The organism is Bacillus sp. TH25, from assembly GCF_016650935.1.
GTDB classification, from domain to species: Bacteria; Bacillota; Bacilli; order Bacillales; family Bacillaceae_G; genus Bacillus_A; species Bacillus_A mycoides.
This window is the reverse complement of sequence record NZ_JAEKEU010000036.1, coordinates 22,178-44,821: the sequence shown is the minus strand read 5'-3', so window position 1 is coordinate 44,821 and position 22,644 is coordinate 22,178. Positions and strand designations below refer to the sequence as shown.

Here is a 22,644-nt window from a genome sequence, read left to right as displayed (position 1 = left end):
TTTTAAAACTTTGCGCGTGGCAGGAAAAGGCACTGACCGATCCTATACATAGCTAGTCCCTCTCGACCATTTAAAAAAATGCTTTTCTGTCGGTTTTTCATAGAATGACTGAGTAGTTACAAAAAATGAATAGAAAAAGGCTGTCTACTATGTAGGCAGCCTTTAAAGTATTAACCGTTATGATATTTGTACATCCAAAGAAGACCGGATTTTAATAATCTCGGTACACGTCCCATTAATGGTTGGTTTGCTAGTAAACCAAATCCGTGTTTTTTGCCGAGAGAACCGAGAACCCCTTTTAATTTAATAACAGGCAGTTCATCAGGAAGTGGTTCATTATTCCAACGTTTCAATAATATTTGGACAATTTGTTCTCCTTGACCTTCAGCAAGTTGAGCAGATGGTGCGTGTGGAAGTGCTGCACAATCTCCTACGACATAAACGTGCTCGTTATTTGGAATATTGTGATATTTCGTTAAAACAACCCGTCCGCTACCATCTTGTTCAACTGGAAGGTTTCGAACAACTTCATTTGCTTGAATACCAGCTGTCCAGACGATTGCATCACATTCAAGTGGTTCATCATGGTTGTATACAATGTTTGGTTCCACTTTTGTAATGTTAGAGTTTCGTATAATCGTAACTTTATGTTTTACAAACCATTCTTCTACGTATCTACTTAATTTCTCTGGATATGGGAATAAAATTCTATCTTTTCGATCAAATAAATAGATTTTTAAATCTGAACGGCTTTCACGAAGTTCACTTGCCACTTCAACGCCGCTTAAACCAGCCCCAACGACAGCTACTGTTGCATTTGGTTCTAAGCTATTTAATTGTTCATATGTCTTACGTGTTTGTTCAATTGATTGTAGGCTATGTGTATATTCCTTCGCCCCAGGAACGTTATGATATTTATCTTCACAGCCAAGCCCGATAATTAAATCATCATATTGAATCGTTTCACCGCCATCGAGATGAACGGCTTTCGTTTCGAGGTCAATATTTGTTATTGTTCCGTATTGAATATTGAGACGTGGGTGCTCAGGAAACGGTATGCGAATATGCGTTTCTGAAATTGTACCCGCAACTAATGCATAATATTCAGTTTTAAAGCAATGATATGGTACTTTGTCGATTAATGTCACTTGTACATCATCTGGAAGTTGGTTGCTTGGAAGTAGCCGCTGCAGAATTCTCATTCCACCGTAGCCACCACCTAGTAGTACGAGGTGTTTCATGATGGATTACCCCTTTTCTGTTGAAATATCCCCTAATCATACAATTTTATATTAATAAAATATTTTGACTTTACACAATCAAATTATATCGAATTTGTGAACAAATAACAATGCATGAATGAATACTCTGTTGTACAATAAGAAGAAAAGTAAAGTAAGTGGTTTTCATTTTCTAGTTACTATTTACTATTTCATTATGAGTAGTATGTTATATAAAGAAGACTATCTATTATGAAGTGAAATAGTGAAGTAACTAAATAGTTTAGAATATATAACGAAAACAACAAGAAACAGCTTAGTTTTCTTCTTATAAATAAAGTGGAATGGTAACAAGTAGAGAGGGTTACTTATCCGTTTCGCAAATTAGGTATGCACATACCATATGAAGTAAATGGTAATTTGTTTAGAGATACAGGGGGGAGAGTTTTGATTAAACCATTAATCGAATTTTGTGTAGGTAACCTTGCAAGCGGTTCGCAAGCAGCTTTAGAAAAATTAGAAAAAGATCCTAATTTAGACGTAATGGAATATGGTTGTTTAGGATATTGTGGCATCTGTTTTGAAGGTCCATTTGCACTTGTAAATGGTGAAGTGGTACAAGGTGCAACAGTAGAAGAACTTGTAAATAATGTATATGATTATATGGATGAAAATCCAATGTTTTAAAGCGTTGCAAACAGGCAACGTTTTTCTTTTTTCATTTATCCCGCTATTTGCGGGCAGTAAGACTCCCACCTCAAAATTCAGCTGAAGCAAAGAAGTTAGGTTGAAGCCCTGTTGCCCGTCCCCCCCACTGATTAAAGTTTCACTTTATTAGGAGTGTTTATTTCGAAAAAAAAAGGCCCTTTTAGAAGGGCTTTTTTCTTACACGATTTGTGTAAGAACGGCTTATTGCCAAAACACTGTCAAATATGAGAAACGGGGGACATTCATATTGTGTTCTAAAAGCATGCATTTTATACTTGAAATAATAAATTATTTTTGGAGTGAATAAAAATGAGCCAATTTTCTTTTACAAAAATGCATGGTCTTGGAAATAGTTATATATATGTAAATATGTTTGAGGAACAAATTAGAGAAGAAGATTTAGCAATTGTAGCGGAAAAGGTTTCAAATATTAATACTGGTATTGGTGCAGATGGAATGATTTTAATTTGTCCTTCTGACGTGGCACCAGTAAAAATGCGCATGTTTAATAACGATGGCTCAGAAGGAAAGAGCTGTGGAAATGGTTTACGCTGCGTAGCGAAATATGCGTATGAGCATAAACTAGTAGAAGGTAAAGTTTTCACAATTGAAACGTTAGCGGGTATTGTTACGGCAGAAGTAACGGTAGAAGATGACAAAGTTACATTAGCGAAAATCGACATGGGAGCACCTCGTTTAACACGTGAAGAGATACCGATGCTTGGTGAAGGAGAAACACCATTTATTCGTGAAAACTTCTTATACAATAATCACCGTTATGCATTTACAGCTGTTTCAATGGGGAATCCACATGCGGTTATTTTTGTTGATGATGTAGAAAAAGCGCCTCTTACAACGTTAGGACCGGTTCTTGAGACGCATGAAATGTTCCCAGAGCGAGTGAATGTTGAATTCATCGAGATTTTGAATGATGAAGAGATGAATTTCCGCGTTTGGGAACGAGGATCTGGTGTAACACAAGCTTGCGGGACAGGAGCATGCGCAGCTGTCGTTGCGGCTATTTTAAATGGAAAAATGGAACGTGGTAAAGAAATTACAGTTCATTTAGCTGGTGGCAATTTAATGATTGCATGGACAGAAGAAGGTAATGTGTTAATGAAAGGACCAGCAGAAGTAATTTGCCACGGAGTGTATGATTACAAGATAGAAGCGTAAAGATGTATAATAGAATGAGAACAGAAAGGAAGGTGTATTTCATGATTGAAGTAACAGAACAAGCAGCTTTTCAAATTAAAGATATGTTAAAAGATGCTGAAGATGGAGAGAAGTACGTGCGCCTTGCTGTACATGGCGGCGGATGTAGTGGTCTTTCTTACGGCTTAGGATTTGAAGTAGAACCAAAAGAAGACGACACAGTTCTTGAGTTTTTCGGTGTTGAATTTGTTATCGATAAAGAAAGTGCTCCGATTGTAAAGGGAGTGAAAGTTGACTATAAGCAATCTATGCTTGGCGGCGGATTCACAATCGACAATCCAAATGCGATCGCATCATGTGGATGCGGATCATCTTTCCGTACAGCGTCGAATGCTGGTAAGCCAGAAGATTGCTAAGTTTTGTCATCCCTTTATTCTAAGTGGAAATTGAATGGGTAGGTTGCATATAAAGACCTTCTTAGCGATGAAACCAAATCGTTAGGAAGGTCTTTTCTTTTGCGCTAAAAAGAAAAAGAGCATGACAAAGATAACGAATATATGCAAGAAGAAGGCTAAAGAGGATGCATGAAGGGGAAGGCCAATTTCTAGAGTGAAGAAATAATTATGTTTGAACGGTTGTACATACGGATTTTTACTATCTTACAAAAGTGTAATGTTTATGTCATGTTTTTGAATTTCTTCTTTAAAGCTTAGGCTTTAAGATAACAATATAAGAAAAACACATGAGGTGAAGGAATTGAAAAGACATATTGCACTTTTTAGTATTTTAGTTGTATTTGCAAGTTTATTAGTTGGTTGTGATTTAAACCGTATGGGTAAAGATGAGTACTACGTTCAAATTACAACTGATGGAATTGAGAAGAATGAAAAAGCTGGTGACGGTCAGCCGCATAAATCATTCGAGTATAAGTTACCTGCCTTTGATAAAGAAGGTAAAGAAAAAGAATTAGAATTTACAGCTGTGAAAAATCTTCGCAAGGAAGCATTCTTACGTGTATTCCATTCAGATAAGAAAGGCGTAACAGCTTGGGAAGAAGTGAAGAAAGACGAGCTTCCTGCGAAAGTGAAAGAAAAATTAGGTGTGAAATAAGACAGAAAAAAGGAATTGACGAACAGGGTCAATTCCTTTTTTCGTTCTCAAAATCCTCTTCTGAAATGACTTTAAATCCATGTCTTTTAAATAAAGCTGTTGTTACCCCGTAACCGATTTGTTTATTGCCATTAAATTCTCCTGTGTAAATAGTAGAACTACCACAAGATGGACTGCGTTCTTTTAAAATAATATATTCTGGGTTTAAACCTTTTATTTGTTCTAATGCTTTATAAGCACCAAACACGAAAGCCTCCGTGACATCTTCACCATCTTTTGTCATCACTTGCGCTTTTCCGTCTAAAACGTCATCGCCATTTCCTCCAATAATTTCAGCTGAAGGGCGAGGCGTTGGTAATCCTCCTAATACTTCAGGACAAACGAGGATGGTGTCTTCCCTTTGTAATAACTCTTCTATTTTTGAAACGAGATTATCGTTACCGTCATAACGGCAAGCGATACCACCTAAACAAGCGCTAATTACGATCATATTGTCATCTCCAATAAAAAATATTAACTATCACGCCAATTTCGCTTACTGCCTCTTACTTATAAAATGAGGTGATAGAAATGGGAAGCTTATATAATTTAATGAAACCATATAGTGAATTTCGAAGTAAAGAAGAGTTTAATGCCCATCAAAAACAAGTTTTTAAATGTTATCAGTTTCAACTAAATAAGACTGATTCTGCCGTCATTCATTTTTTAGGGAAATATGCGGTTAATGAGAAGAACGAAACAGTTGGTGTTGCTTGTCCGTTAATGGAGACAATTGCGACGAATATTGGAAAGAGTATTCGTACGGTACGCCGCTCGATTGCAAAATTAGAGGAACTAGGAATTATTAAACGTGTTATGACAAAAGAAAGACATAAGCGCGGCGGATATAGTGCAAACTTATATGTATTTCTTACATCTGCGATTGACCGCATGGATGACCGTATGAAAATGTCCGCATGTGAAAGTGGGGGGCATGCAGCTAGCTGTAGCGGAAAGGAGCAAAAAAACGAGGGGGAAACAATTCTTTCTAAAAACATTCCACAAATAAAAGAGAAAAGAAAAGTAACGTACGAGCTTGATGAAACGTATTGTCGTCACGATATACCGAAGCCTTTTATATATGCGCTGGTGCCGATGACGAGTAATCCGAAGAAGATTAATATATTTTGGAGTAAGGTGGAACTTGCTTATAAAAAGAGCGGATTACTAGAACAAGGTGCTTTATTAGAGGGAATATTAGCTGATGAAGAAGTGCGTGGAAATTTAATTTGGAGGGTGAAAAGTGTTGTGAGAGCGTATAAGTACGGAGAAATTCGTAAAGATGTTGGAGCACTGTTGTATAGTACGATGCGAGATTTATTCTTAGAAATTGGATTAGAGTGGGGAGCGGCATTGAGGCGGAGTAAGGGGATACCGTTATTCGATCCATTTAAAAAAGAGTCATGCGTATAATACATGACTCTTAGTAGCTAATCGAATTTCCTTACAACTGGAACACGAATCGCTACAAATAGTACGAAGACGATAACAGCGATTGCACCGCTTTTCATAACCGTTACAATTGGAATACCGATCCCAAGTGCAAGCGATGTAAATGCGTAAGAGAGCGGAATGAATCCCATCGATGAAAGCATGAGTAAACTCATAACGCGTCCCATCATCTCTTCTTTTACTGTTGATTGGATCATTGCCATAAGTGGAACGATAGCCATCGCAATTGTAATACCGTAAAACATTCCAGCTAATAGAGCTTGCCAAAGTACAGTGCTAAAGTTGATGGATAAGAAGAATACACCAGACAGTAGCATCATGATAATACAAAATAGACCACGTCTGCGGTTAATGTTTTTTAACCCGACAATGATAGCTCCTATCGCCATCCCACCGCCGACAGATGCTTCTAAGTAACTAAACTGAAGTGAATCACCGTGCAGAACGTTTTTAACAAAAAGCGGGAAACCGACTTGCATCGGACCGATTAAAAATAAGTTTAGAAAGGCGCTACAAATCAGGAAAGTTGAAAGGAATGGTGATTCCTTTACGTATAAGATTCCTTCTTTAATAGAAGTGAACATGCCTTTGTCTGTTTCATTTTTTTCGGGTACGGTAAATTGTATTTTTTGAACGAGTATTGCAGCGATAATGAGTAGCAGGATTGTAATTGAAAAAATTGTCTCATAGTTCGTAAATTTAATGAGAATACCGCCAAGTACAGGTCCTAAAATGACAGATGCTTGGTTTGTCATTTGAGTAAGTGAATTTGCTTGTGTTAAACGGCTTTTTTCTACAAGTTCAGGCAGAATAGATCCATCTGCTGACCAGAAGAAAGCGTCAGCAAGTCCGAAGAACAAAGCGAACAAAGCAAATGTATATAGTGTTACATCACCGACGATGAACCAGGTGAGAATAGTTGCGACAAGAATAGCGCGAATAATATTAGAATAAAACATAATGTTTTTTTTCGGGAATTTATCAGCTAATGCTCCGCCGATAATCATAAAGATGAGCCTTGGAACACTAAGAGCCACGAAAACAATACCGAGTGAAGCCTCAAGGTTTAATGTTTTTGCTATGTACCATGTTTGTGAAAAAGTAAAAAAGGCTAAAGCAAAACTTGAAAAGAGAGTAGCTGCCCAAAGAAAAAGGAAGTTCGTATTTTTTAATAACGGTTTTCCGCTTCCTTCTAAAGCAGATTTATTTTGTTGTAGTTCCTCCATATTGCTTCCTTTCTATGTACCGATTTTAGACTAAAAAACCTATTAACAATCGTTTTATACAGTTTCTAATAGTTCTATACTGCACTTTCTCATTGTAGACAATAATAATGAATTTGCACAGTGGCTATTTCACGACAAAAAAAGAAGATACCAAGGGCATCTTCTTTTTAATGTTTTAGGCTAATGCAATATAAATATTCAATTGTACGTTATTTGGATCTGTTGCTTTTTCATCATACAGTTCGAAATCTGTTGTAAAGGCACGTTTGTTTTCTTTCGACCATTGCCAAATATATTCCCAAGCCTCGCAAACGACTTCAGAAACTGGTCCCTTTCTCGTTGTAAATACCGCATACGTAGTAGCAGGTATTGTTAAAGTTGTCATATTTTCAGGAACGTCTTCTAATGAAGAAACGGGCATACCAATCGTAAATTGATACGTACCAGTTTCATCTGATTCGTAGTTTGAATAGAAGGCGAATGTTTCTTTTGTTTGTTGATTTGGAATTTGATGCATGATTTGTTCTTGAAAGTAGCGATTCCAAAGCATTGGAATCCTTCCTTCAGTCGATGCTTCCTTTTCGTTAGTCGTCGTAATAGAGACACCGATTGCTTGGAAAGCTTCTTTTTTTACGATAATAGGTTCTTTCATTAATAAAACCTCCCTTCATTAAGTAAAACATACGTTCTATTTTTATTGTAACATATTTTGGAAGGGAGTAGTGTTTTTTATAAAATTGGAATGTATTTTAGTTAGGAAAAGGAGAGAGTATGAAAAGAACTCCTTTCATGTAAAAAGAGTTCTTTTCATTTCTATATTAAAACATACTTGAGCTGTGCATTGGTTGAAGTTTTGCGTTTGGATCGAAGTAAGCTTTTGCATTGTTTACTGCTGTCGGTGCTTCACCAAAGCCGCAAGCAATGAGTTTTACTTTTCCTTCATATGTACAAATGTCACCAGCAGCGTAAATGCCAGGAATATTTGTTTCCATTTTTGAGTTCACGAGGATGCTGTTCTTTTGAATATCTAAGCCCCAATTTTTAATTGGACCAAGCGAAGAAACGAAGCCGTAGTTTACGATTACGTCATCAACATCGATGATAACTTTTTCTTCTGTTTTTACGTGCTGAAGAACAACTTGTTCAATAGTATCATCACCGATGAGTTCAACTGGAACGTAAGGTGTGCTTACTTCTGCACGGGAATTCATTAAGCTTTCTACGCTATGTTCATGTGCACGGAATTTATCACGGCGATGAACAATTGTAACTTTGTCCGCAATCGGTTCTAACATCATTGTCCAATCTACTGCTGAGTCACCGCCGCCGAATACAACGACGCGTTTTCCAGCAAATTTATTCATATCATCAACGAAATAATGTAAGTTTTTCTTTTCGTATTTTGCCCCGCCTTCTAATTCTAAGCGACGTGGTTGGAAAGCACCATTACCAGCAGTAATAATGACAGATTTAGAGTAGTGAGTTTGTTTATTTGTAACAAGTTTAAATATACCGTCAGCTTGTTTTTCAAGCGTATCAACAGCTTCCTCTAAGCAAACAGTTGGATCAAATTTCTTCATTTGCTCTTTTAAGTTATCAACTAACTCTTGTGCACGCACTTTTGGGAATCCAGCTACATCATAAATATATTTTTCGGGATATAGTGCGGATAATTGCCCTCCAAGTTGAGGTAAGCTTTCAATAATTTTTACACTTGCTTGTCTCATTCCGCCATAAAATGCAGTGAATAGTCCTGTTGGGCCACCACCAATAATCGTTATGTCGTAAACTTTTTGATTTTCTGTCACTTTCATTCCCCCTATAGATGGAATTTTAATATTGATTTCATATATTGTTCATATGTACACGAAAATCCTGCAAATGATGACACTTTCAAATAAATGATAGCATATTTCAGTTAATAATACTTCTGAAAACGACTGAATAATAAGTAAGTTTGCGCATAGATGTTTTAGAATCGTATAAAATATAGCGAAAGGAAAATACATGAAAAAAAGGCTGAAAAACCCTTGAAAACGCTATGTTATTTTAAAATATTGATAATTCTCTAGGTGCTTGAATTATGGAATGAAACCGACTAATATAGGGAAGTATTATGTTAAATTTCTATGACAAATTTCGTACGATTTTTTGACTACGTTTTGTTATGATATAGAATGTGATAAATTCCACATTCTTGACAAATAGAGTTTTTAGTACTTGGTATTATTTTTAATTACTATTATATAAAGAAAAGGGTTGTGATTTGGTGAAGACTCCAAAAATCGTAGTTTTAGGTGCAGGTTATGGCGGGATGATTACGACTGTTCGTCTGCAAAAAACATTATCTGTAAGTGAAGCTGAAATTACGTTAGTAAACAACAACAGCTATCACTACCAAGCAACTTGGTTACATGAGAGTGCAGCTGGTACATTACAAGATGATAAAATCTGTCTAGATATTCAAGACGTTATCGATACAAATAAAGTGAACTTTGTACAAGATACAGTAGTAGAGATTAAAGCTGCTGAAAAACGTATTATCTTAAAAGATGGTGAATTAGAGTATGATTACTTAGTAATCGGTCTTGGTTTCGAATCAGAAACGTTCGGAATTAAAGGATTAAAAGAGCATGCATTCTCAATCACTAACATTAATGCAACTCGTCAAATTCGTGAGCATATGGAAGAAAAATTCGCTCAATATGCGACTGAAAAACGCGATGAATTAGTAACAATCGTTGTTGGTGGCGCTGGATTTACTGGTATCGAGTACGTAGGTGAGCTTGCAAATCGTATTCCTGAACTTTGCAAAGAGTACGATGTTCCACGTGAAAAAGCACGTATCATCTGTGTAGAAGCTGCTCCAACAGCACTTCCTGGTTTCGATCCAGCATTAGTAGAGTACGCTGTAAAACAACTTGAGAAAAAAGGTGTAGAATTCCGCATCGGTACAGCAATTAAGGAAGCAACTGAAGAAGGTATTATCGTTGCAAACGGTGATGATGCTGAACTTCTTAAATCTGAAACTGTAGTTTGGGCTGCAGGTGTTCGTGGTAACGGTATTGTGGAAGAGTCTGGATTTGAAGCAATGCGCGGACGTATTAAAGTGGATGAGTACATGCACGCTCCGGGTCATGAAGATGTATTCATGGTTGGTGACGCAGCGTTAATCATCAATGAGGAGATTAACCGTCCATACCCACCAACAGCACAGATTGCAATTCAAGAAGGTTATAACATTGCACACAATTTAACTGTGTTAGTTCGCGGCAAAGGCGAAATGAAAAAGTTTGCATTTGATAATAAAGGATCTGTATGTTCATTAGGTCATGACGATGCAATGGGCGTTGTTATGGGTAAAAAGTTAACAGGTTGGAAAGCTTCATTCATGAAGAAAGTAATCGACAACCGTTACTTATTCTTACTAGGCGGACCTTTATTAGTTCTTAAAAAAGGTAAATTGAAGTTCTTTTAATATATAGTAGAAAAAGCAGAAACGGCTATGAGCTGTTTCTGCTTTTTTTGTATAATACACGTTTTCGATATAGTAATAAAAAGAGGGTGAAAAGTGAAAGGAATTACATATAGAATAATTGCGTTTCCGAAGAAAGAAAATGCAGATTCGCCAGGTCACTGTTTCGTTTTCTTCATACTTACTTTCCCTTCCATATAGTTTTTTAGCAAATAGTTGTAATTCATCAGATACAGAAATAGACATACAAAAACGCCATCCTTTCTTATGATTCTACAGAAAGAATAGCGTATTTTTTCATTTTAGGGGGGATTTTGTTCAACTAGAAAAGATACCCGAAATATTAAAGCATCTTTCGCTAGATAACCACCTTCACACTGATTTCGCCATCGCTCTACTGAATATCAAGTTCACTGCAATCACGATGACTGCGCCGATAAGGGTTGCGAATACACGGTCGAACAGAATGATAAACTGGAACGGTTTTCCGGCTTCCATGATCAAAATAATGAGCGGAATCATGGTTGCAGAGTATACAAGATAATTTCGAACCTTTAGAAGAGGCCGAACACCTGCAAATAGCCCGATACTTATAACTAACCCCCAAATTGGTAGGCTAGTTGCGAGAAGCAAACTCGCAACAATCACGCCGATTACTGTACCAAGCACTCGTTGTGTTGTTTTGATTGGAAAGAGTTCTATTTTCCGCTGAGTAAGGATCGCTACGGTAATTGCAATCCAATAGAAGTGGTGCTCGGGCCAAAGTATTCGCAATCCCTCAGCTATACCTAAACATAATGCGAGCCTGATTGGGAATTGCCAACCGGATAGGTGTGCAAGAGAATTCCGCCATAGAATGATTTTTTTCGATGTTGGACCTTTCACAGCTCCATCCAGCGATGATTTAAAACAACGGTGTACCCAGATGCCTAACAACAAGCTGATACTGACGGTCCAAATCGCCCCTGCTAAGATTGAAAAAATTAGTTCCATCCGGTACTCCGTCTGGTCGACCATATTGAGGATGATGATCAGGAATACGAAAAAGCGTGTTGTTTCCACCGCCAAGGCACGACTATATCCGCCAATTAACGCAGCAAGGCTTACCAGCAGGATCAAGACTCCAAATGTTAGATAGCCATGTCCGAAAGAGAGAACAGCAGCAATCGCAGCAAGCACTATTGATATCAGCGCTGATGCCAAATTTTTCCCATGATTTATAAAACTCGAACCGACTTTCACGCTACTGACTGCCAAACTGCCGACCGATGCAGCAAAACCAAGAGCGGGATAGCCTAGAACTGTGGCGAACAGAACAGGTCCGGCCATACCTATGCCGGCGGAAATGAGTTCTACTATTTCTACCTTGGCCTCTTTAGACCAAGAAAACACTTGAGCCCTATATGTCTTTACATTCATCTATAACACCTCTTCAGACCCAAAGAGTAGGGTACAGTTTAATAATAGGCTCTTTCTTTAATCCATGGACATGTGGTGATACCTATATCCATCAGGCTAATATTTTGAAGTATCCCCAAAATGAAAACTTTATCTTTCCAGAGTTATTTATAATAATTCAGCTCATTTTTTTCAATATGGGGAAATGCCAATTTTTTAAGTCGATGGTAATGGGGCATTACCCTAAGAAAGGAAAAATCACAGTGTACTTAAAAATATAGTATAATATATAAAAAGAAAGAATATTCTGTCCGTTCGGTAGAGGAGGTTATATCATGGGGAAGCGAGGGAAAGTGTGGTTAGCTGTCAGTGGCTTAGTAGCTACAAAAGATGGGAGATGGCTATTCGTTAAGAAAAAATACGGTGGATTGAAAGGGCAATGGTCTTTACCTGCTGGTTTTGTTAATGAAGGCGAGACTGTTGATGAAGCTGTGAAACGTGAAATTTTGGAAGAGACAGGCATTGTTGCTCATGTAAAGGGGATTATTGGTATTCGCTCAGGTGTTATTCATAATGAAATTAGTGATAATATGATTATTTTTCTTCTAGAGCCAGAGGGAGAAGACGTTATCGTACAGGAGAAAGAATTGTCGGAAGTAGCTTTTTTACATCCGGAAAATATTGCAGATGATCAAAATACTTCTGTACTCATCAAATATTTATTAGAAGGAAGAGCAGAGCCGCATTTTGAAATGGACAAAACATTAAATCCAGGAGAGCAATTTGGTTATACGGCTTATCATGTGTTTACGGCGTATGCGAAGGAGAGGGAGAAGAAGTGAGTATACCGGTACTACTTATTTCAATGATGTTGTTCTTTATTTTATTTTTTGGAATTGGATTTTTACTCAACATGATTTTGCGAGCTACGTGGGTAATGGTTATTGTATATCCGATTATTTGTATGCTTATTATTAATAAAGCGAGTGTATGGGACTATTTTTCAAAGCCAAAAGAAACATTTTCTTCATTTGGGACAAGTGTATCGCATTTAGGACACGCAGATGTGTTTATTCTATCTACTGGATTAGTAGGTGCTGCTTTAGCAGGAATTATAATTAAAAAACTTCGGAAAAGTGGATATCAAATGTTTTAATCTCCAATCAATTTGGAGATTATTTTTTTGCATATTCCTTCATCGTATAGGGAATGATTAACGATGAAGGAGTGTGGAATATAAAAATGTTAAAACGATATTGTATTCGCATTATGATGACTTGTTTACTTGCATTCGCATTATGCGTAACATGGCAGGCTTTCACAGGAGTTTCTTTATTAGAGATTATAAAATCATATGAAGGAACAAGTGTAAAAGAAGTACATGCAGCAGAAATTGAGAAAAAAGTTGCTCCGAGTAAAGAAGTGATAAATGCTTTAGAGCAGGCAAATGACTGGTCTAAATATCGTGTTATAGAAATGACTGCAACTGGTTATACATCAGGTATAGAGTCAACTGGAAAGAGGCCGGGGCATCCAGAGTATGGCATTACATATTCAGGTGTTAAAGCAAAAAGGGATTTATATTCCACAATCGCTGCCGATTTACGCGTATTCCCGCTTGGGACAATTCTATTCGTGCCAGGTTACGGATATGGTGTTGTAGCTGATAAGGGCGGTGCTATAAAAGGAAATCGTCTCGATTTATATTATGATACGGTGAAAGATGTTTATAGCCAATGGGGTAAGAAAAAAGTAAATGTGTATATAGTGAAAATAGGAAATGGCAAGTTTTCGGAAGAAGAGTTAACGATGTTAAATCAAGACGAAACGATGCAAGTGTTTCGTGGACAATATTTAAAACAAAGATAGTCTAGTGGCAATAACGCTAGACTTTTTTCTTGTCTTATTTCACCATAGAAGATATTGGAGATAGCATCTTTAACCTGCTATTTGCGGCCGGTAAAACCCCCACCTCAAAATTCAGCTGGAGCAAAGAAGGTAGGTGGGAGCCTTGCTGCCCGTAAACGCCCGATTAGTGCGGGCTGATTAAAGTTTCACTTTATATGAAATGATAGAATTTAGAATTGTCGCATTTTATCGAAAATAAAGTTATAATGGACGTAGAGAAATTTAGGGGGTCTGAACATGTTTCAAATACAAAAAGAATTAGCAAGTCATGAAGCGGTAATTGTTGCCTTATTTGAAGAGGATAAAACGAATAGCTTTGTACAAGAACTGGATAAAGCGTTTGAAGGACAATTACAAGTTTTATTAGAAGAAAAAGAACTTTCAACTAAGAAGAAAGCCATTTCAAAAGTACATAGCTTAGGAAAAACGAATGTTAAGCGTTATTATTTTGTTGGTTTAGGTAAGAAAGAGTCATATACAACAGAAACGTTACGTGCAGCTCTTAGTAAAGCTTTTAAATCGTTACAATCAGCAAAAGTAAAAGACGCAGCAATCTTACTTGATTCTTTCGTGACAGAGAAATTAGATGCGATTGATGTAGCTCATATTGCGGCAGAAGTACAAGGTCTTGGTACATATGAATTACAAACGTATAAATCAGATAAAAAGGATCGTGTAGAGTTAGAGAAGTTCACGGCTATTACAGCAGAAGATGCACAAGAAATTGAAGCAGCATTAACGGTAGGATACGTACATGGACGTGCAACGAATTCAGCTCGTACGCTTGTAAATATGCCGCCAAACGTATTAACAGCGACAAAGCTTGCTGAGTATGCAGTTGAATTAGCGGAAAAATACGATATGGATTATAAGGTTCTTGAGAAAGAAGAGATGGAAGAGCTTGGTATGGGTGCATTGCTTGCAGTAAACCAAGGATCTACTGAACCGCCAAAAATGATCGCTCTTATTTATAAAGGAAAAGAAGAGTGGAAAGATGTAATTGGATTTGTTGGAAAAGGGATTACATATGATACAGGCGGCTATTCTTTAAAACCACGTGAAGGCATGGTTGGTATGAAAGGTGATATGGGCGGCGCTGCAGCTGTTCTTGGCGCGATGGAGATCATCGGTGAACTTCGCCCCGAGCAAAATGTAATTGCTGTTATTCCATCAACTGACAATGTTGTAAGTGGTACGGCATTTAAGCCAGACGATGTTATTACATCTATGAGCGGAAAAACAATTGAAGTATTAAATACAGATGCAGAAGGTCGCCTAGCGTTAGCTGACGGTATTACGTATGCGAAGAAACTTGGTGCAAATTACTTAGTTGATGTTGCAACATTAACAGGCGGTGTAATTGTTGCACTTGGAAATCATACAACAGGTGCAATGACAAATAATGAAGAATTGTTTGAACAAGTGTTAGAGGCTTCTATGGAAACGGATGAGCCAATTTGGCAATTGCCGATTTTTGAACGTGATAAAGAACGTGTCAAAAACAGTAAATTTGCTGATTTAAATAACTCACCAGGCCGTGAAGGACATGCGGTTATGGCTGGGACATTCCTTGGTGAATTTGCAGAAGAAACACCATGGGTACACTTAGACATCGCTGGAACATCTGAAACATCTGGAGCACATGATTTAGGACCATCTGGAGCAACAGGTGCAATGGTGCGTACACTTGCAACACTTGTTGAGCGTTTCGGAGAAGAATAATTTTTGAAGAAAAGGCTGTCTCAAATTTTTGGGATAGCCTTTTCTTATTGATATGGTATGACTATTGTCAGTTTTTGTCGGTAAGTCGATATATTTGGAGTTACGGTTCATATAATTTCATTTACTATTTTACCGTTTCAAAAAGTGCTACATAGTGAAAGATTCGTCCTATAAAGAAATCGTATATAACGTCCCGCCTAAAGCGAATGAAGTACGCCCTGTTTCCTCAGAGACAACTAATATAAGTGCATCAATTTTCTCGGATAAGCCAATTGCAGCCCTATGACGTGTTCCTAGCTCAGGATTGATTTCCATGCTTTTTGTTAATGGGAGAATATTAGCTGCTGAGACAATATGATTATTTTTAATGAGAACGGCTCCGTCATGAAGAGGGTTCCCTGGATAAAAAATCGATTCAAGTAGTGGCGCGGTTAAGTGTGCGTTTAATGTCGTTCCAGTTTGAATGAAAGAATCAAGAGCGTCACTTCGTTCCACGATAATAAGAGCACCGTGTTTTCGAGCGCTTAAATGTTGGACAGCTGTAGTGATGAAATGTGAACTTTCCGTATAAGGTGATAAATATGCTTGAATATAATATGTAGCTGCTAACGTCTGTACATTTGTTAACATATGATGAATATCTTCCATTTTACATAAAATACATTCATCTTCTTTATCGATTGCATGCTTCATGTTTGATAATTCTTTTTCAGCAATTTCAATCATCTGCTTTGTTTTTATTTTGAGCTCTTCTGACAAGCCCCATTCTTGCATAATCCTCATTCCCTTTGGTGGAGTATTTAACCATAGTGTATACAAATATTTATAGTAAAATCCTGTTAGATTTTAAAAAATATTGAGATGCAGGTTGTTTTTTTCATATAATGAAGGTACGACAGGCGAGAGGAGATGGAAGTATGAATTGGAAACAAGAATTTAGTCGCTGGCTTTCATATGCAGAATTAGACGCAGAATTAAAAGAACAGCTAGAAAACATGAAGCAAGATGAGAAGAAAATCGAGGATAGCTTTTATAAAAATCTAGAGTTCGGCACAGGCGGTATGCGTGGTGAACTTGGTGCTGGTACGAACCGTTTAAATGTATATACAGTTCGTAAAGCAACAAAAGGATTAGCTAGGTTTATTGAAAAATTAGGTGAAGACGCGAAAAAACGTGGTGTTGTTGTCGCTTATGATTCTCGTCATAAATCACCTGAATTCGCAATGGAAGTAGCTGCTACTCTTGGTGCACAGGGTATTACAACATACGTATTTGAAAGCTTACGTCCAACGCCAGTGCTTTCTTTCGCAGTTCGTCATTTACATACAGTAAGTGGAATCGTTCTTACGGCAAGCCATAATCCGCCCGAATATAACGGTTATAAAGTATATGGTGAAGATGGTGGGCAGTTGCCTCCAAAAGAAGCTGATGAGTTAATTAGCTATGTAAATGCAGTAGAAAATGAATTAACAGTTGAAGTTGCTGATGTTGAGCAATTAAAAGCTGACGGTTTATTACATATAATTGGACAAGAAGTAGATGATGCATATGCGGCAGAATTGAACAATGTCATTATTAATAAAGAGATGGTGAAAGAAGTAGGAAAAGATTTAAAAATCGTCTTTACACCATTACATGGAACATCAAATATTTCGGTACGCCGTGGTTTAGAAGAAGTTGGATTTGCAGATGTAACAGTTGTAAAAGAGCAAGAGTTACCAGATCCAAACTTCTCTACAGTAAAATCACCAAATCCAGAAGAGCATGCAGCGTTTGAGTATGCAATTCGCGACGGTGAAAAAGTAGGCGCTGATGTGTTAATCGCAACAGATCCTGATGCAGACCGTCTTGGTGTAGCAGTTCGTAATCATGATGGTGAGTTCCAAGTATTAACTGGTAACCAAACAGGTGCATTAATGCTTGATTATTTATTATCTCAAAAGAAAAAAGACGGAACACTTCCAGAGAACGGTGTTGTATTAAAAACAATCGTAACGTCTGAAATTGGTCGTACGATTGCAAAAGCATACGGTTTAGATACAGTTGATACGTTAACTGGATTTAAATTTATCGGTGAAAAAATTAAACAGTATGAAGAAAGCGGACAATATGAATTCCAATTCGGTTATGAGGAAAGCTATGGTTATTTAATCCGTCCATTCTGCCGTGATAAAGATGCAGTACAATCCGTTCTATTTGCATGTGAAGTAGCTGCGTACTACAAATCACAAGGTAAAACGTTATATGATGGCCTGTTAGAAGTATTTAAGAAGTATGGGTTCTTCCGCGAGGACCTTGTATCGTTAACGTTAAAAGGAAAAGACGGTGCCGAACAGATTCAAAAGATGATGGCAACATTCCGTGAGAATCCTCCGAAAGAAGTAGCTGGTTTAACAGTCGTTGCAGTTGAGGATTATAAAGAAAGCATCATTACAACGTTACAAGATGGAAATAAGGAAGAGATTCACTTACCGAAATCAAATGTGTTAAAATATCAATTAGAAGATGGTTCTTGGTTCTGCTTACGTCCATCTGGAACAGAGCCGAAAATTAAATTCTACTTTGGTGTACAAGATGATTCCTTACAAAATAGTGAACAAAAGTTACTTACTATTAAAGAAGATATTATGAATCGTTTATAATAGAATAGAGTGCTACTGATAGGAAAAGAGGAGAACGGAGAACGGCCTCCTCTTTTCTTGTAGTTTTGTTTGATGTAGAGGATTATTACGAGCGAGTGTTATAAATTTACACTTTACTAAGAGAATTAGAATGAAAAGCGAGGGTATTTGTCATGAAAAAAGTGAGAAAAGCAATTATCCCGGCAGCGGGATTAGGAACACGCTTTTTACCAGCAACGAAAGCAATGCCAAAAGAAATGCTTCCAATTGTAGATAAACCAACAATTCAATACATCGTAGAAGAAGCAGTAAAATCAGGCATCGAAGATATTATTATCGTTACTGGTAAAGGAAAGCGCTCTATCGAAGATCATTTTGATAACGCATTTGAATTAGAGCAAAACTTATTAGAGAAGAAAAAGTATGAGTTACTTGAAAAAGTACAAGCTTCTTCTAAAATGGTAGATATCCATTACATTCGTCAAAAAGAACCAAAAGGATTAGGACATGCTGTTTGGTGTGCGCGTAAATTCATTGGTGATGAGCCGTTTGCAGTATTATTAGGCGATGATATCGTTCAAGCTGAAAAACCATGTTTACGTCAATTAATGGACGAGTATGATAAAACACTTTCTTCTGTTATTGGTGTACAAACTGTTCCTGAAGCAGAAACACATCGCTACGGAATTATTGATCCGTTAGAGCAAGAGGGACGTCGTTATCAAGTTCGTAATTTCGTTGAAAAACCAACGCAAGGTACTGCACCTTCAAACTTAGCGATTATGGGACGTTACATTTTAACTCCTGAAATCTTTATGTTCTTGGAACAGCAACAAGTGGGAGCGGGTGGCGAAATTCAGTTAACGGATGCAATTCAAAGCTTAAATGAAATTCAACGTGTATTTGCATATGATTTCGAAGGAAAGCGTTATGACGTTGGTGAAAAATTAGGATTTGTTCAAACAACAATTGAAATGGCATTGCAACACCCAGAATTACGTGATGATATGCTAGTAATGATGAAGAAAATTTTAGAAGAGCAAATGAAGCAAGAGTCTTAATATAATAAACAAGGAGCTGTTCCTATAGGAACAGCTCCTTGTTTATTATGAAATCGTCGAATGAGAACGCTGATAAGCCGAACGACGTACAGCATAGTATATGCGAGGTGCGATAATAGCGCCGATAATTGTAAACGCAATATCCTTTACTGCAAACCACATCATAATCATCCAGGCAGCTTTATAACTCATATTACCACCCATGAAAATATTGACTGCCCCGTACATATAAGTAGTACCGATAATATACGTTAAAATGATTCCGACGAAAGAAGAAATTGCAAAGGTGCTGAATGTTGGTCGTTCTTTTTGTTCTACTAGTTTTCCTGATACGTAAGCAACGATAATAAATGCGATAATAAAACCACCAGTAGGATCTAAAAGTGCTCCAAAACCAGCTTTGAAGTTAGCGAAGATTGGCGCACCTGCTACTCCAACAAGCATGTAAACAGTCATTGATAATGCCCCGAGTCTACTTCCCAGAAGAAGCCCTGCTAAAATTGCGAAAAATGGTTGCATAGATAATGGAACGCCCGCTATTTGCAGGAATGGTGCCCAAGATACAATATTTGCACCAATAGCCATAAGAGCGACGAACATGGCAGCTAATGCTAAATCTAAAACATGAAGTTTCTTCATAATGTTAACCTCCGGTTGTGTTTAGGTTAACATTATCGTAGCGAAAATATTTACTTGTTGTCAATCAAAATATTTTGATAAGAAGGCTTTAAATAGTCTCTAAGCAATGTGTATGGAATACGAAATTGCGGGATTCCGCTTGAATAAGGAGCAATTTCATATAAAGGGAAATAAATCACAAGATTATCCGGTTCTAAAAAGTAGTGAAACTTTTTAGTGCTCGTTACCTTTTCGGCTGCATCAGGAAAATAAATGCTTTCATTTTGTTTAATTTGTCTTACAATCTCTGTGCGAATTATTTCTTTATATTTATCCTCTTGCTGAAATAAATCGTCTAAGTGTAATAATTTTTTTTCGTTTAAATCAAATGTATTTGCCTTCCACGTATACAGTCCGTGCGCTCCGCCTGTATATTGATAGTAATTCACATATAGACTGAGGAAAGGTGGTTTGTTTAAAGCTACTTTATAGTCAACATTTGCAACGTATGGATGAAAAGGTGTGCTAGATCCTTCTGTTTCTTTATAATATTTCTTCGCTTCTTTTTCTAATTTACTTTTAAATTTAGTAGTAGAGTTTTTGTAATAGGAATTCAGCTTATTTTGGAATTGTGAATCAGAAAAATTGTGAAAAGAAGGCCTATTAATTTGATATTCTATATAAGGTTTCTTACCTTTTTGCGTTACAGTCTTCACATCGATTGTCAGGTTGGATGCTTTGGCTGCATGCGTACAATTTGGTACAATAGTGAGTAAGGAGAACATAAGCAGTAGTATACAAAATTTCTGTTTCATTTAGGTGAAACCTCCTTATATAAGTGTTATAGGTAGTTTGAAAGTAAATAGGTAAAAATATACATTTAATTAAAAGTGAGGAAAAGGGGGAAACGATATGTCAAAAACTTTAATGGATTCGCTTGGAATTGAGTTGTTAGAAATGACAGAGGATAAAGTAGTTGCTACAATGCCTGTTGATGAACGTACGCATCAGCCGTTTGGATTTTTACATGGCGGTGCATCTGTTGCATTAGCAGAAACTGTGGCAAGTGTTGGTTCATACAATTTAATTGATCAAGAGAAATGTATTTGTTTCGGATTAGAAATTAATGCAAATCATATTCGCTCAAAGCAAGATGGAATTGTAACAGCAATTGGAACACCGATACATAGAGGTCATTCAACGATGGTTTGGGATATTCGTATCATTGATGAAAATGATGACTTATTATGTATTTCAAGATGTACAGTAGCAATTAAAGAAAAACGTGAAAAATAGAAAAGAGGCGGCTCTTATGAGCTGCCTCTTTTTTTAATTAGAACTGGATTTTTTTCTCTAAGAAACCTTTTAGTTCGCTAATTGGCATACGAACTTGTTCCATTGTGTCACGGTCACGTACTGTAACAGCTTTGTCTTCAACAGAGTCGAAGTCGTATGTGATACAGAATGGAGTACCGATTTCGTCTTGACGACGGTAACGTTTACCGATAGAACCAGTTTCATCAAAGTCTACCATGAAGTCTTTAGCTAGTTCTGCGAATACTTCAGTAGCACCTTCAGATAGCTTTTTAGATAATGGTAAGATAGCTGCTTTATATGGTGCTAAAGCAGGGTGGAAACGAAGAACTGTACGAGAATCGTTTTCTAATTGCTCTTCTTCATATGCATCACATAAGAATGCTAATGTTACACGGTCTGCACCTAGAGATGGCTCGATGCAGTAAGGCACGTAACGCTCATTCGTTTGTGGATCGATATAGTTAAAGTCTTCGTTAGAGTGTTCCATATGACGTTTTAAATCGAAGTCTGTACGAGATGCAACGCCCCATAGTTCGCCCCAACCGAATGGGAATCTGAATTCAATATCAGTTGTTGCGTTACTGTAGTGAGATAATTCGTCTTCACCGTGGTCACGAAGACGCATGCTTTCTTCAGTCATACCAAGTGAAAGTAACCAGTTTTTACAAGTTTCACGCCAGAATGCGAACCACTCTAAATCTTCACCAGGCTTACAGAAGAATTCAAGTTCCATTTGTTCGAATTCACGTGTACGGAATGTGAAGTTACCAGGTGTGATTTCGTTACGGAAACTTTTACCGATTTGGCCGATACCAAATGGAAGTTTCTTACGCATAGAGCGTTGTACGTTTTTAAAGTTTACGAAAATACCTTGTGCTGTTTCAGGACGAAGGAAGATTTCGTTTGTGCTAGACTCTGTAACACCTTGGAATGTTTTGAACATTAAGTTGAACTGACGGATTTCCGTGAATTCTTGGCTACCGCAATCTGGGCATTTTACTTCATGTTCTTTCATTAAGTCAGCCATTTGGTCGAAAGTAAGACCGTCAACGACCATTTCGATACCTTTTGCGTCTAATGCATCTTCAATTAATTTGTCAGCACGGTGACGAGCTTTACATTTTTTACAGTCGATCATTGGATCATTAAAGTTACCAACGTGACCAGAAGCGATCCAAGTTTTTGGGTTCATTAAAATAGCAGCATCTAAACCAACGTTGTGTGGAGATTCTTGAATGAATTTTTTCCACCAAGCTTTTTTGACGTTATTTTTTAATTCGATTCCAAGTGGACCGTAATCCCATGTGTTTGCAAGACCACCGTAAATTTCAGAACCAGGGAAAACGAAACCGCGATGTTTCGCTAAGTTTACAACTTGTTCCATTGAATACATAATAAAATCCTCCTTTTGAAAGTTAACGTATTTGCGATGACGTGATGGGTACTTTGGAAACGAGCAATATATGCTTTAAAAAACATAAAAAAACGCTCATCCCAAGGCTTAATCGCCTAGGGACGAGCGTTTGCCCGCGGTTCCACCCTAGTTGATACACAAAATGTGCATCCACTTTATCACGTATTGCTCGAGACTGCCGTTTCCTCGCGGCTTCAGGC

Annotated in this window: 23 protein-coding genes; 13 read left to right on the top strand and 10 right to left on the bottom strand. The window is 37.3% G+C overall.

Annotation, left to right across the window (positions count from 1 at the left end):
• Positions 1-170: 170 nt before the first annotated feature.
• Positions 171-1,241, bottom strand: coding sequence for an NAD(P)/FAD-dependent oxidoreductase (locus JFT89_RS15955; protein WP_002067895.1), 1,071 nt, complete (start codon positions 1,239-1,241; stop codon positions 171-173).
• Between the two features lie 426 nt (positions 1,242-1,667).
• Here JFT89_RS15955 and JFT89_RS15950 point away from each other — a divergent pair, with 426 nt between their 5' ends.
• The 4 genes from JFT89_RS15950 (at position 1,668) to JFT89_RS15935 (ending at position 4,193) form a co-directional block, all read left to right on the top strand.
• Positions 1,668-1,907: a YuzB family protein gene (locus JFT89_RS15950; RefSeq protein WP_002015892.1), complete on the top strand. Its 240-nt coding sequence runs from the start codon at positions 1,668-1,670 to the stop codon at positions 1,905-1,907.
• A gap of 330 nt (positions 1,908-2,237) precedes the next feature.
• Positions 2,238-3,104 (top strand): diaminopimelate epimerase, encoded by an 867-nt coding sequence (gene dapF / locus JFT89_RS15945; protein WP_201040348.1) that lies wholly within the window; start codon positions 2,238-2,240, stop codon positions 3,102-3,104.
• 41 nt (positions 3,105-3,145) lie between these two features.
• The gene (locus JFT89_RS15940; RefSeq protein ID WP_002034566.1) at positions 3,146-3,499 is read left to right on the top strand and encodes a HesB/IscA family protein; all 354 of its coding nucleotides are present in this window, start codon (positions 3,146-3,148) and stop codon (positions 3,497-3,499) included.
• Positions 3,500-3,839: 340 nt separating this feature from the next.
• Complete coding sequence (locus JFT89_RS15935; RefSeq protein WP_016096623.1) at positions 3,840-4,193, top strand: YxeA family protein; 354 nt, start codon at positions 3,840-3,842, stop codon at positions 4,191-4,193.
• Between the two features lie 28 nt (positions 4,194-4,221).
• On the opposite strand, the gene JFT89_RS15930 is transcribed toward JFT89_RS15935, so the two are convergent.
• Positions 4,222-4,683: a 2-thiouracil desulfurase family protein gene (locus JFT89_RS15930; protein ID WP_016096624.1), complete on the bottom strand. Its 462-nt coding sequence runs from the start codon at positions 4,681-4,683 to the stop codon at positions 4,222-4,224.
• Between the two features lie 80 nt (positions 4,684-4,763).
• Here JFT89_RS15930 and JFT89_RS15925 point away from each other — a divergent pair, with 80 nt between their 5' ends.
• Positions 4,764-5,645: a helix-turn-helix domain-containing protein gene (locus JFT89_RS15925; RefSeq protein WP_016096625.1), complete on the top strand. Its 882-nt coding sequence runs from the start codon at positions 4,764-4,766 to the stop codon at positions 5,643-5,645.
• A 17-nt stretch (positions 5,646-5,662) separates the two neighbouring features.
• On the opposite strand, the gene JFT89_RS15920 is transcribed toward JFT89_RS15925, so the two are convergent.
• The 3 genes from JFT89_RS15920 to JFT89_RS15910 form a co-directional block, all read right to left on the bottom strand.
• Positions 5,663-6,910, bottom strand: a complete 1,248-nt coding sequence (locus JFT89_RS15920; RefSeq protein ID WP_002145098.1) for an MFS transporter — start codon at positions 6,908-6,910, stop codon at positions 5,663-5,665.
• Positions 6,911-7,085: 175 nt separating this feature from the next.
• On the bottom strand, positions 7,086-7,562 hold the full coding sequence (locus JFT89_RS15915; protein ID WP_002112609.1) for a GyrI-like domain-containing protein: 477 nt from the start codon (positions 7,560-7,562) through the stop codon (positions 7,086-7,088).
• A gap of 166 nt (positions 7,563-7,728) precedes the next feature.
• Positions 7,729-8,718, bottom strand: a complete 990-nt coding sequence (locus JFT89_RS15910) for an NAD(P)/FAD-dependent oxidoreductase (protein WP_002145100.1) — start codon at positions 8,716-8,718, stop codon at positions 7,729-7,731.
• Positions 8,719-9,179: 461 nt separating this feature from the next.
• Here JFT89_RS15910 and JFT89_RS15905 point away from each other — a divergent pair, with 461 nt between their 5' ends.
• Positions 9,180-10,388, top strand: a complete 1,209-nt coding sequence (locus tag JFT89_RS15905) for an NAD(P)/FAD-dependent oxidoreductase (RefSeq protein WP_002067919.1) — start codon at positions 9,180-9,182, stop codon at positions 10,386-10,388.
• Positions 10,389-10,757: 369 nt separating this feature from the next.
• Here JFT89_RS15905 and JFT89_RS15900 read toward each other — a convergent pair whose 3' ends face one another.
• Positions 10,758-11,804: an FUSC family protein gene (locus tag JFT89_RS15900; RefSeq protein ID WP_016096627.1), complete on the bottom strand. Its 1,047-nt coding sequence runs from the start codon at positions 11,802-11,804 to the stop codon at positions 10,758-10,760.
• Positions 11,805-12,118: 314 nt separating this feature from the next.
• Between JFT89_RS15900 and JFT89_RS15895 the strand changes: the two genes are divergently transcribed.
• The 4 genes from JFT89_RS15895 (at position 12,119) to pepA (ending at position 15,413) form a co-directional block, all read left to right on the top strand.
• A complete protein-coding gene (locus JFT89_RS15895) occupies positions 12,119-12,625 on the top strand; it encodes an NUDIX hydrolase (protein ID WP_201040347.1) in 507 nt (168 codons plus the stop codon).
• Entirely contained in the window at positions 12,622-12,939 is a 318-nt protein-coding gene (locus JFT89_RS15890) for a YuiB family protein (protein ID WP_002089308.1), read from the top strand. Before JFT89_RS15895 ends, JFT89_RS15890 begins: the two co-directional genes overlap by 4 nt.
• An 86-nt stretch (positions 12,940-13,025) precedes the next feature.
• Complete coding sequence (locus JFT89_RS15885) at positions 13,026-13,652, top strand: 3D domain-containing protein (protein WP_002089307.1); 627 nt, start codon at positions 13,026-13,028, stop codon at positions 13,650-13,652.
• Positions 13,653-13,928: 276 nt separating this feature from the next.
• Entirely contained in the window at positions 13,929-15,413 is a 1,485-nt protein-coding gene (gene pepA / locus JFT89_RS15880) for a cytosol aminopeptidase (protein ID WP_002067923.1), read from the top strand.
• Between the two features lie 168 nt (positions 15,414-15,581).
• Here the strand turns inward: pepA and cdaS are convergent, their stop codons facing one another.
• Positions 15,582-16,187, bottom strand: a complete 606-nt coding sequence (cdaS, locus tag JFT89_RS15875) for a sporulation-specific diadenylate cyclase CdaS (RefSeq protein ID WP_002067925.1) — start codon at positions 16,185-16,187, stop codon at positions 15,582-15,584.
• 143 nt (positions 16,188-16,330) lie between these two features.
• Between cdaS and JFT89_RS15870 the strand changes: the two genes are divergently transcribed.
• Together JFT89_RS15870 and galU are read left to right on the top strand one after the other, a co-directional pair.
• On the top strand, positions 16,331-18,055 hold the full coding sequence (locus JFT89_RS15870) for a phospho-sugar mutase (protein ID WP_016096629.1): 1,725 nt from the start codon (positions 16,331-16,333) through the stop codon (positions 18,053-18,055).
• A gap of 152 nt (positions 18,056-18,207) precedes the next feature.
• Entirely contained in the window at positions 18,208-19,095 is an 888-nt protein-coding gene (gene galU, locus JFT89_RS15865) for a UTP--glucose-1-phosphate uridylyltransferase GalU (protein ID WP_002067929.1), read from the top strand.
• A 45-nt stretch (positions 19,096-19,140) separates the two neighbouring features.
• Here galU and JFT89_RS15860 read toward each other — a convergent pair whose 3' ends face one another.
• Both JFT89_RS15860 and JFT89_RS15855 read right to left on the bottom strand, forming a co-directional pair.
• Entirely contained in the window at positions 19,141-19,734 is a 594-nt protein-coding gene (locus JFT89_RS15860) for a biotin transporter BioY (RefSeq protein ID WP_002067931.1), read from the bottom strand.
• A gap of 50 nt (positions 19,735-19,784) precedes the next feature.
• Positions 19,785-20,528 (bottom strand): DUF3298 and DUF4163 domain-containing protein, encoded by a 744-nt coding sequence (locus JFT89_RS15855; protein WP_016096630.1) that lies wholly within the window; start codon positions 20,526-20,528, stop codon positions 19,785-19,787.
• 97 nt (positions 20,529-20,625) lie between these two features.
• Between JFT89_RS15855 and JFT89_RS15850 the strand changes: the two genes are divergently transcribed.
• Entirely contained in the window at positions 20,626-21,009 is a 384-nt protein-coding gene (locus tag JFT89_RS15850) for a hotdog fold thioesterase (RefSeq protein WP_002067934.1), read from the top strand.
• A 37-nt stretch (positions 21,010-21,046) separates the two neighbouring features.
• Here the strand turns inward: JFT89_RS15850 and JFT89_RS15845 are convergent, their stop codons facing one another.
• On the bottom strand, positions 21,047-22,423 hold the full coding sequence (locus JFT89_RS15845; protein ID WP_002015863.1) for a glycine--tRNA ligase: 1,377 nt from the start codon (positions 22,421-22,423) through the stop codon (positions 21,047-21,049).
• Positions 22,424-22,644 lie beyond the last annotated feature (221 nt).

Bases quoted from the DNA above. Each gene is read 5' to 3' on its own strand.
- pepA (WP_002067923.1), top strand. From the start codon at position 13,929: ATGTTTCAAATACAAAAAGAATTAGCAAGTCATGAAGCGGTAATTGTT.
- JFT89_RS15850 (WP_002067934.1), top strand. From the start codon at position 20,626: ATGTCAAAAACTTTAATGGATTCGCTTGGAATTGAGTTGTTAGAAATG.
- dapF (WP_201040348.1), top strand. From the start codon at position 2,238: ATGAGCCAATTTTCTTTTACAAAAATGCATGGTCTTGGAAATAGTTAT.
- JFT89_RS15845 (WP_002015863.1), bottom strand. From the start codon at position 22,423: ATGTATTCAATGGAACAAGTTGTAAACTTAGCGAAACATCGCGGTTTC.
- JFT89_RS15895 (WP_201040347.1), top strand. From the start codon at position 12,119: ATGGGGAAGCGAGGGAAAGTGTGGTTAGCTGTCAGTGGCTTAGTAGCT.
- galU (WP_002067929.1), top strand. From the start codon at position 18,208: ATGAAAAAAGTGAGAAAAGCAATTATCCCGGCAGCGGGATTAGGAACA.
- JFT89_RS15930 (WP_016096624.1), bottom strand. From the start codon at position 4,683: ATGATCGTAATTAGCGCTTGTTTAGGTGGTATCGCTTGCCGTTATGAC.
- JFT89_RS15940 (WP_002034566.1), top strand. From the start codon at position 3,146: ATGATTGAAGTAACAGAACAAGCAGCTTTTCAAATTAAAGATATGTTA.
- JFT89_RS15870 (WP_016096629.1), top strand. From the start codon at position 16,331: ATGAATTGGAAACAAGAATTTAGTCGCTGGCTTTCATATGCAGAATTA.
- JFT89_RS15900 (WP_016096627.1), bottom strand. From the start codon at position 11,804: ATGAATGTAAAGACATATAGGGCTCAAGTGTTTTCTTGGTCTAAAGAG.
- JFT89_RS15885 (WP_002089307.1), top strand. From the start codon at position 13,026: ATGTTAAAACGATATTGTATTCGCATTATGATGACTTGTTTACTTGCA.
- JFT89_RS15860 (WP_002067931.1), bottom strand. From the start codon at position 19,734: ATGAAGAAACTTCATGTTTTAGATTTAGCATTAGCTGCCATGTTCGTC.
- JFT89_RS15855 (WP_016096630.1), bottom strand. From the start codon at position 20,528: ATGAAACAGAAATTTTGTATACTACTGCTTATGTTCTCCTTACTCACT.
- JFT89_RS15920 (WP_002145098.1), bottom strand. From the start codon at position 6,910: ATGGAGGAACTACAACAAAATAAATCTGCTTTAGAAGGAAGCGGAAAA.
- JFT89_RS15925 (WP_016096625.1), top strand. From the start codon at position 4,764: ATGGGAAGCTTATATAATTTAATGAAACCATATAGTGAATTTCGAAGT.
- JFT89_RS15955 (WP_002067895.1), bottom strand. From the start codon at position 1,241: ATGAAACACCTCGTACTACTAGGTGGTGGCTACGGTGGAATGAGAATT.
- cdaS (WP_002067925.1), bottom strand. From the start codon at position 16,187: ATGCAAGAATGGGGCTTGTCAGAAGAGCTCAAAATAAAAACAAAGCAG.
- JFT89_RS15915 (WP_002112609.1), bottom strand. From the start codon at position 7,562: ATGAAAGAACCTATTATCGTAAAAAAAGAAGCTTTCCAAGCAATCGGT.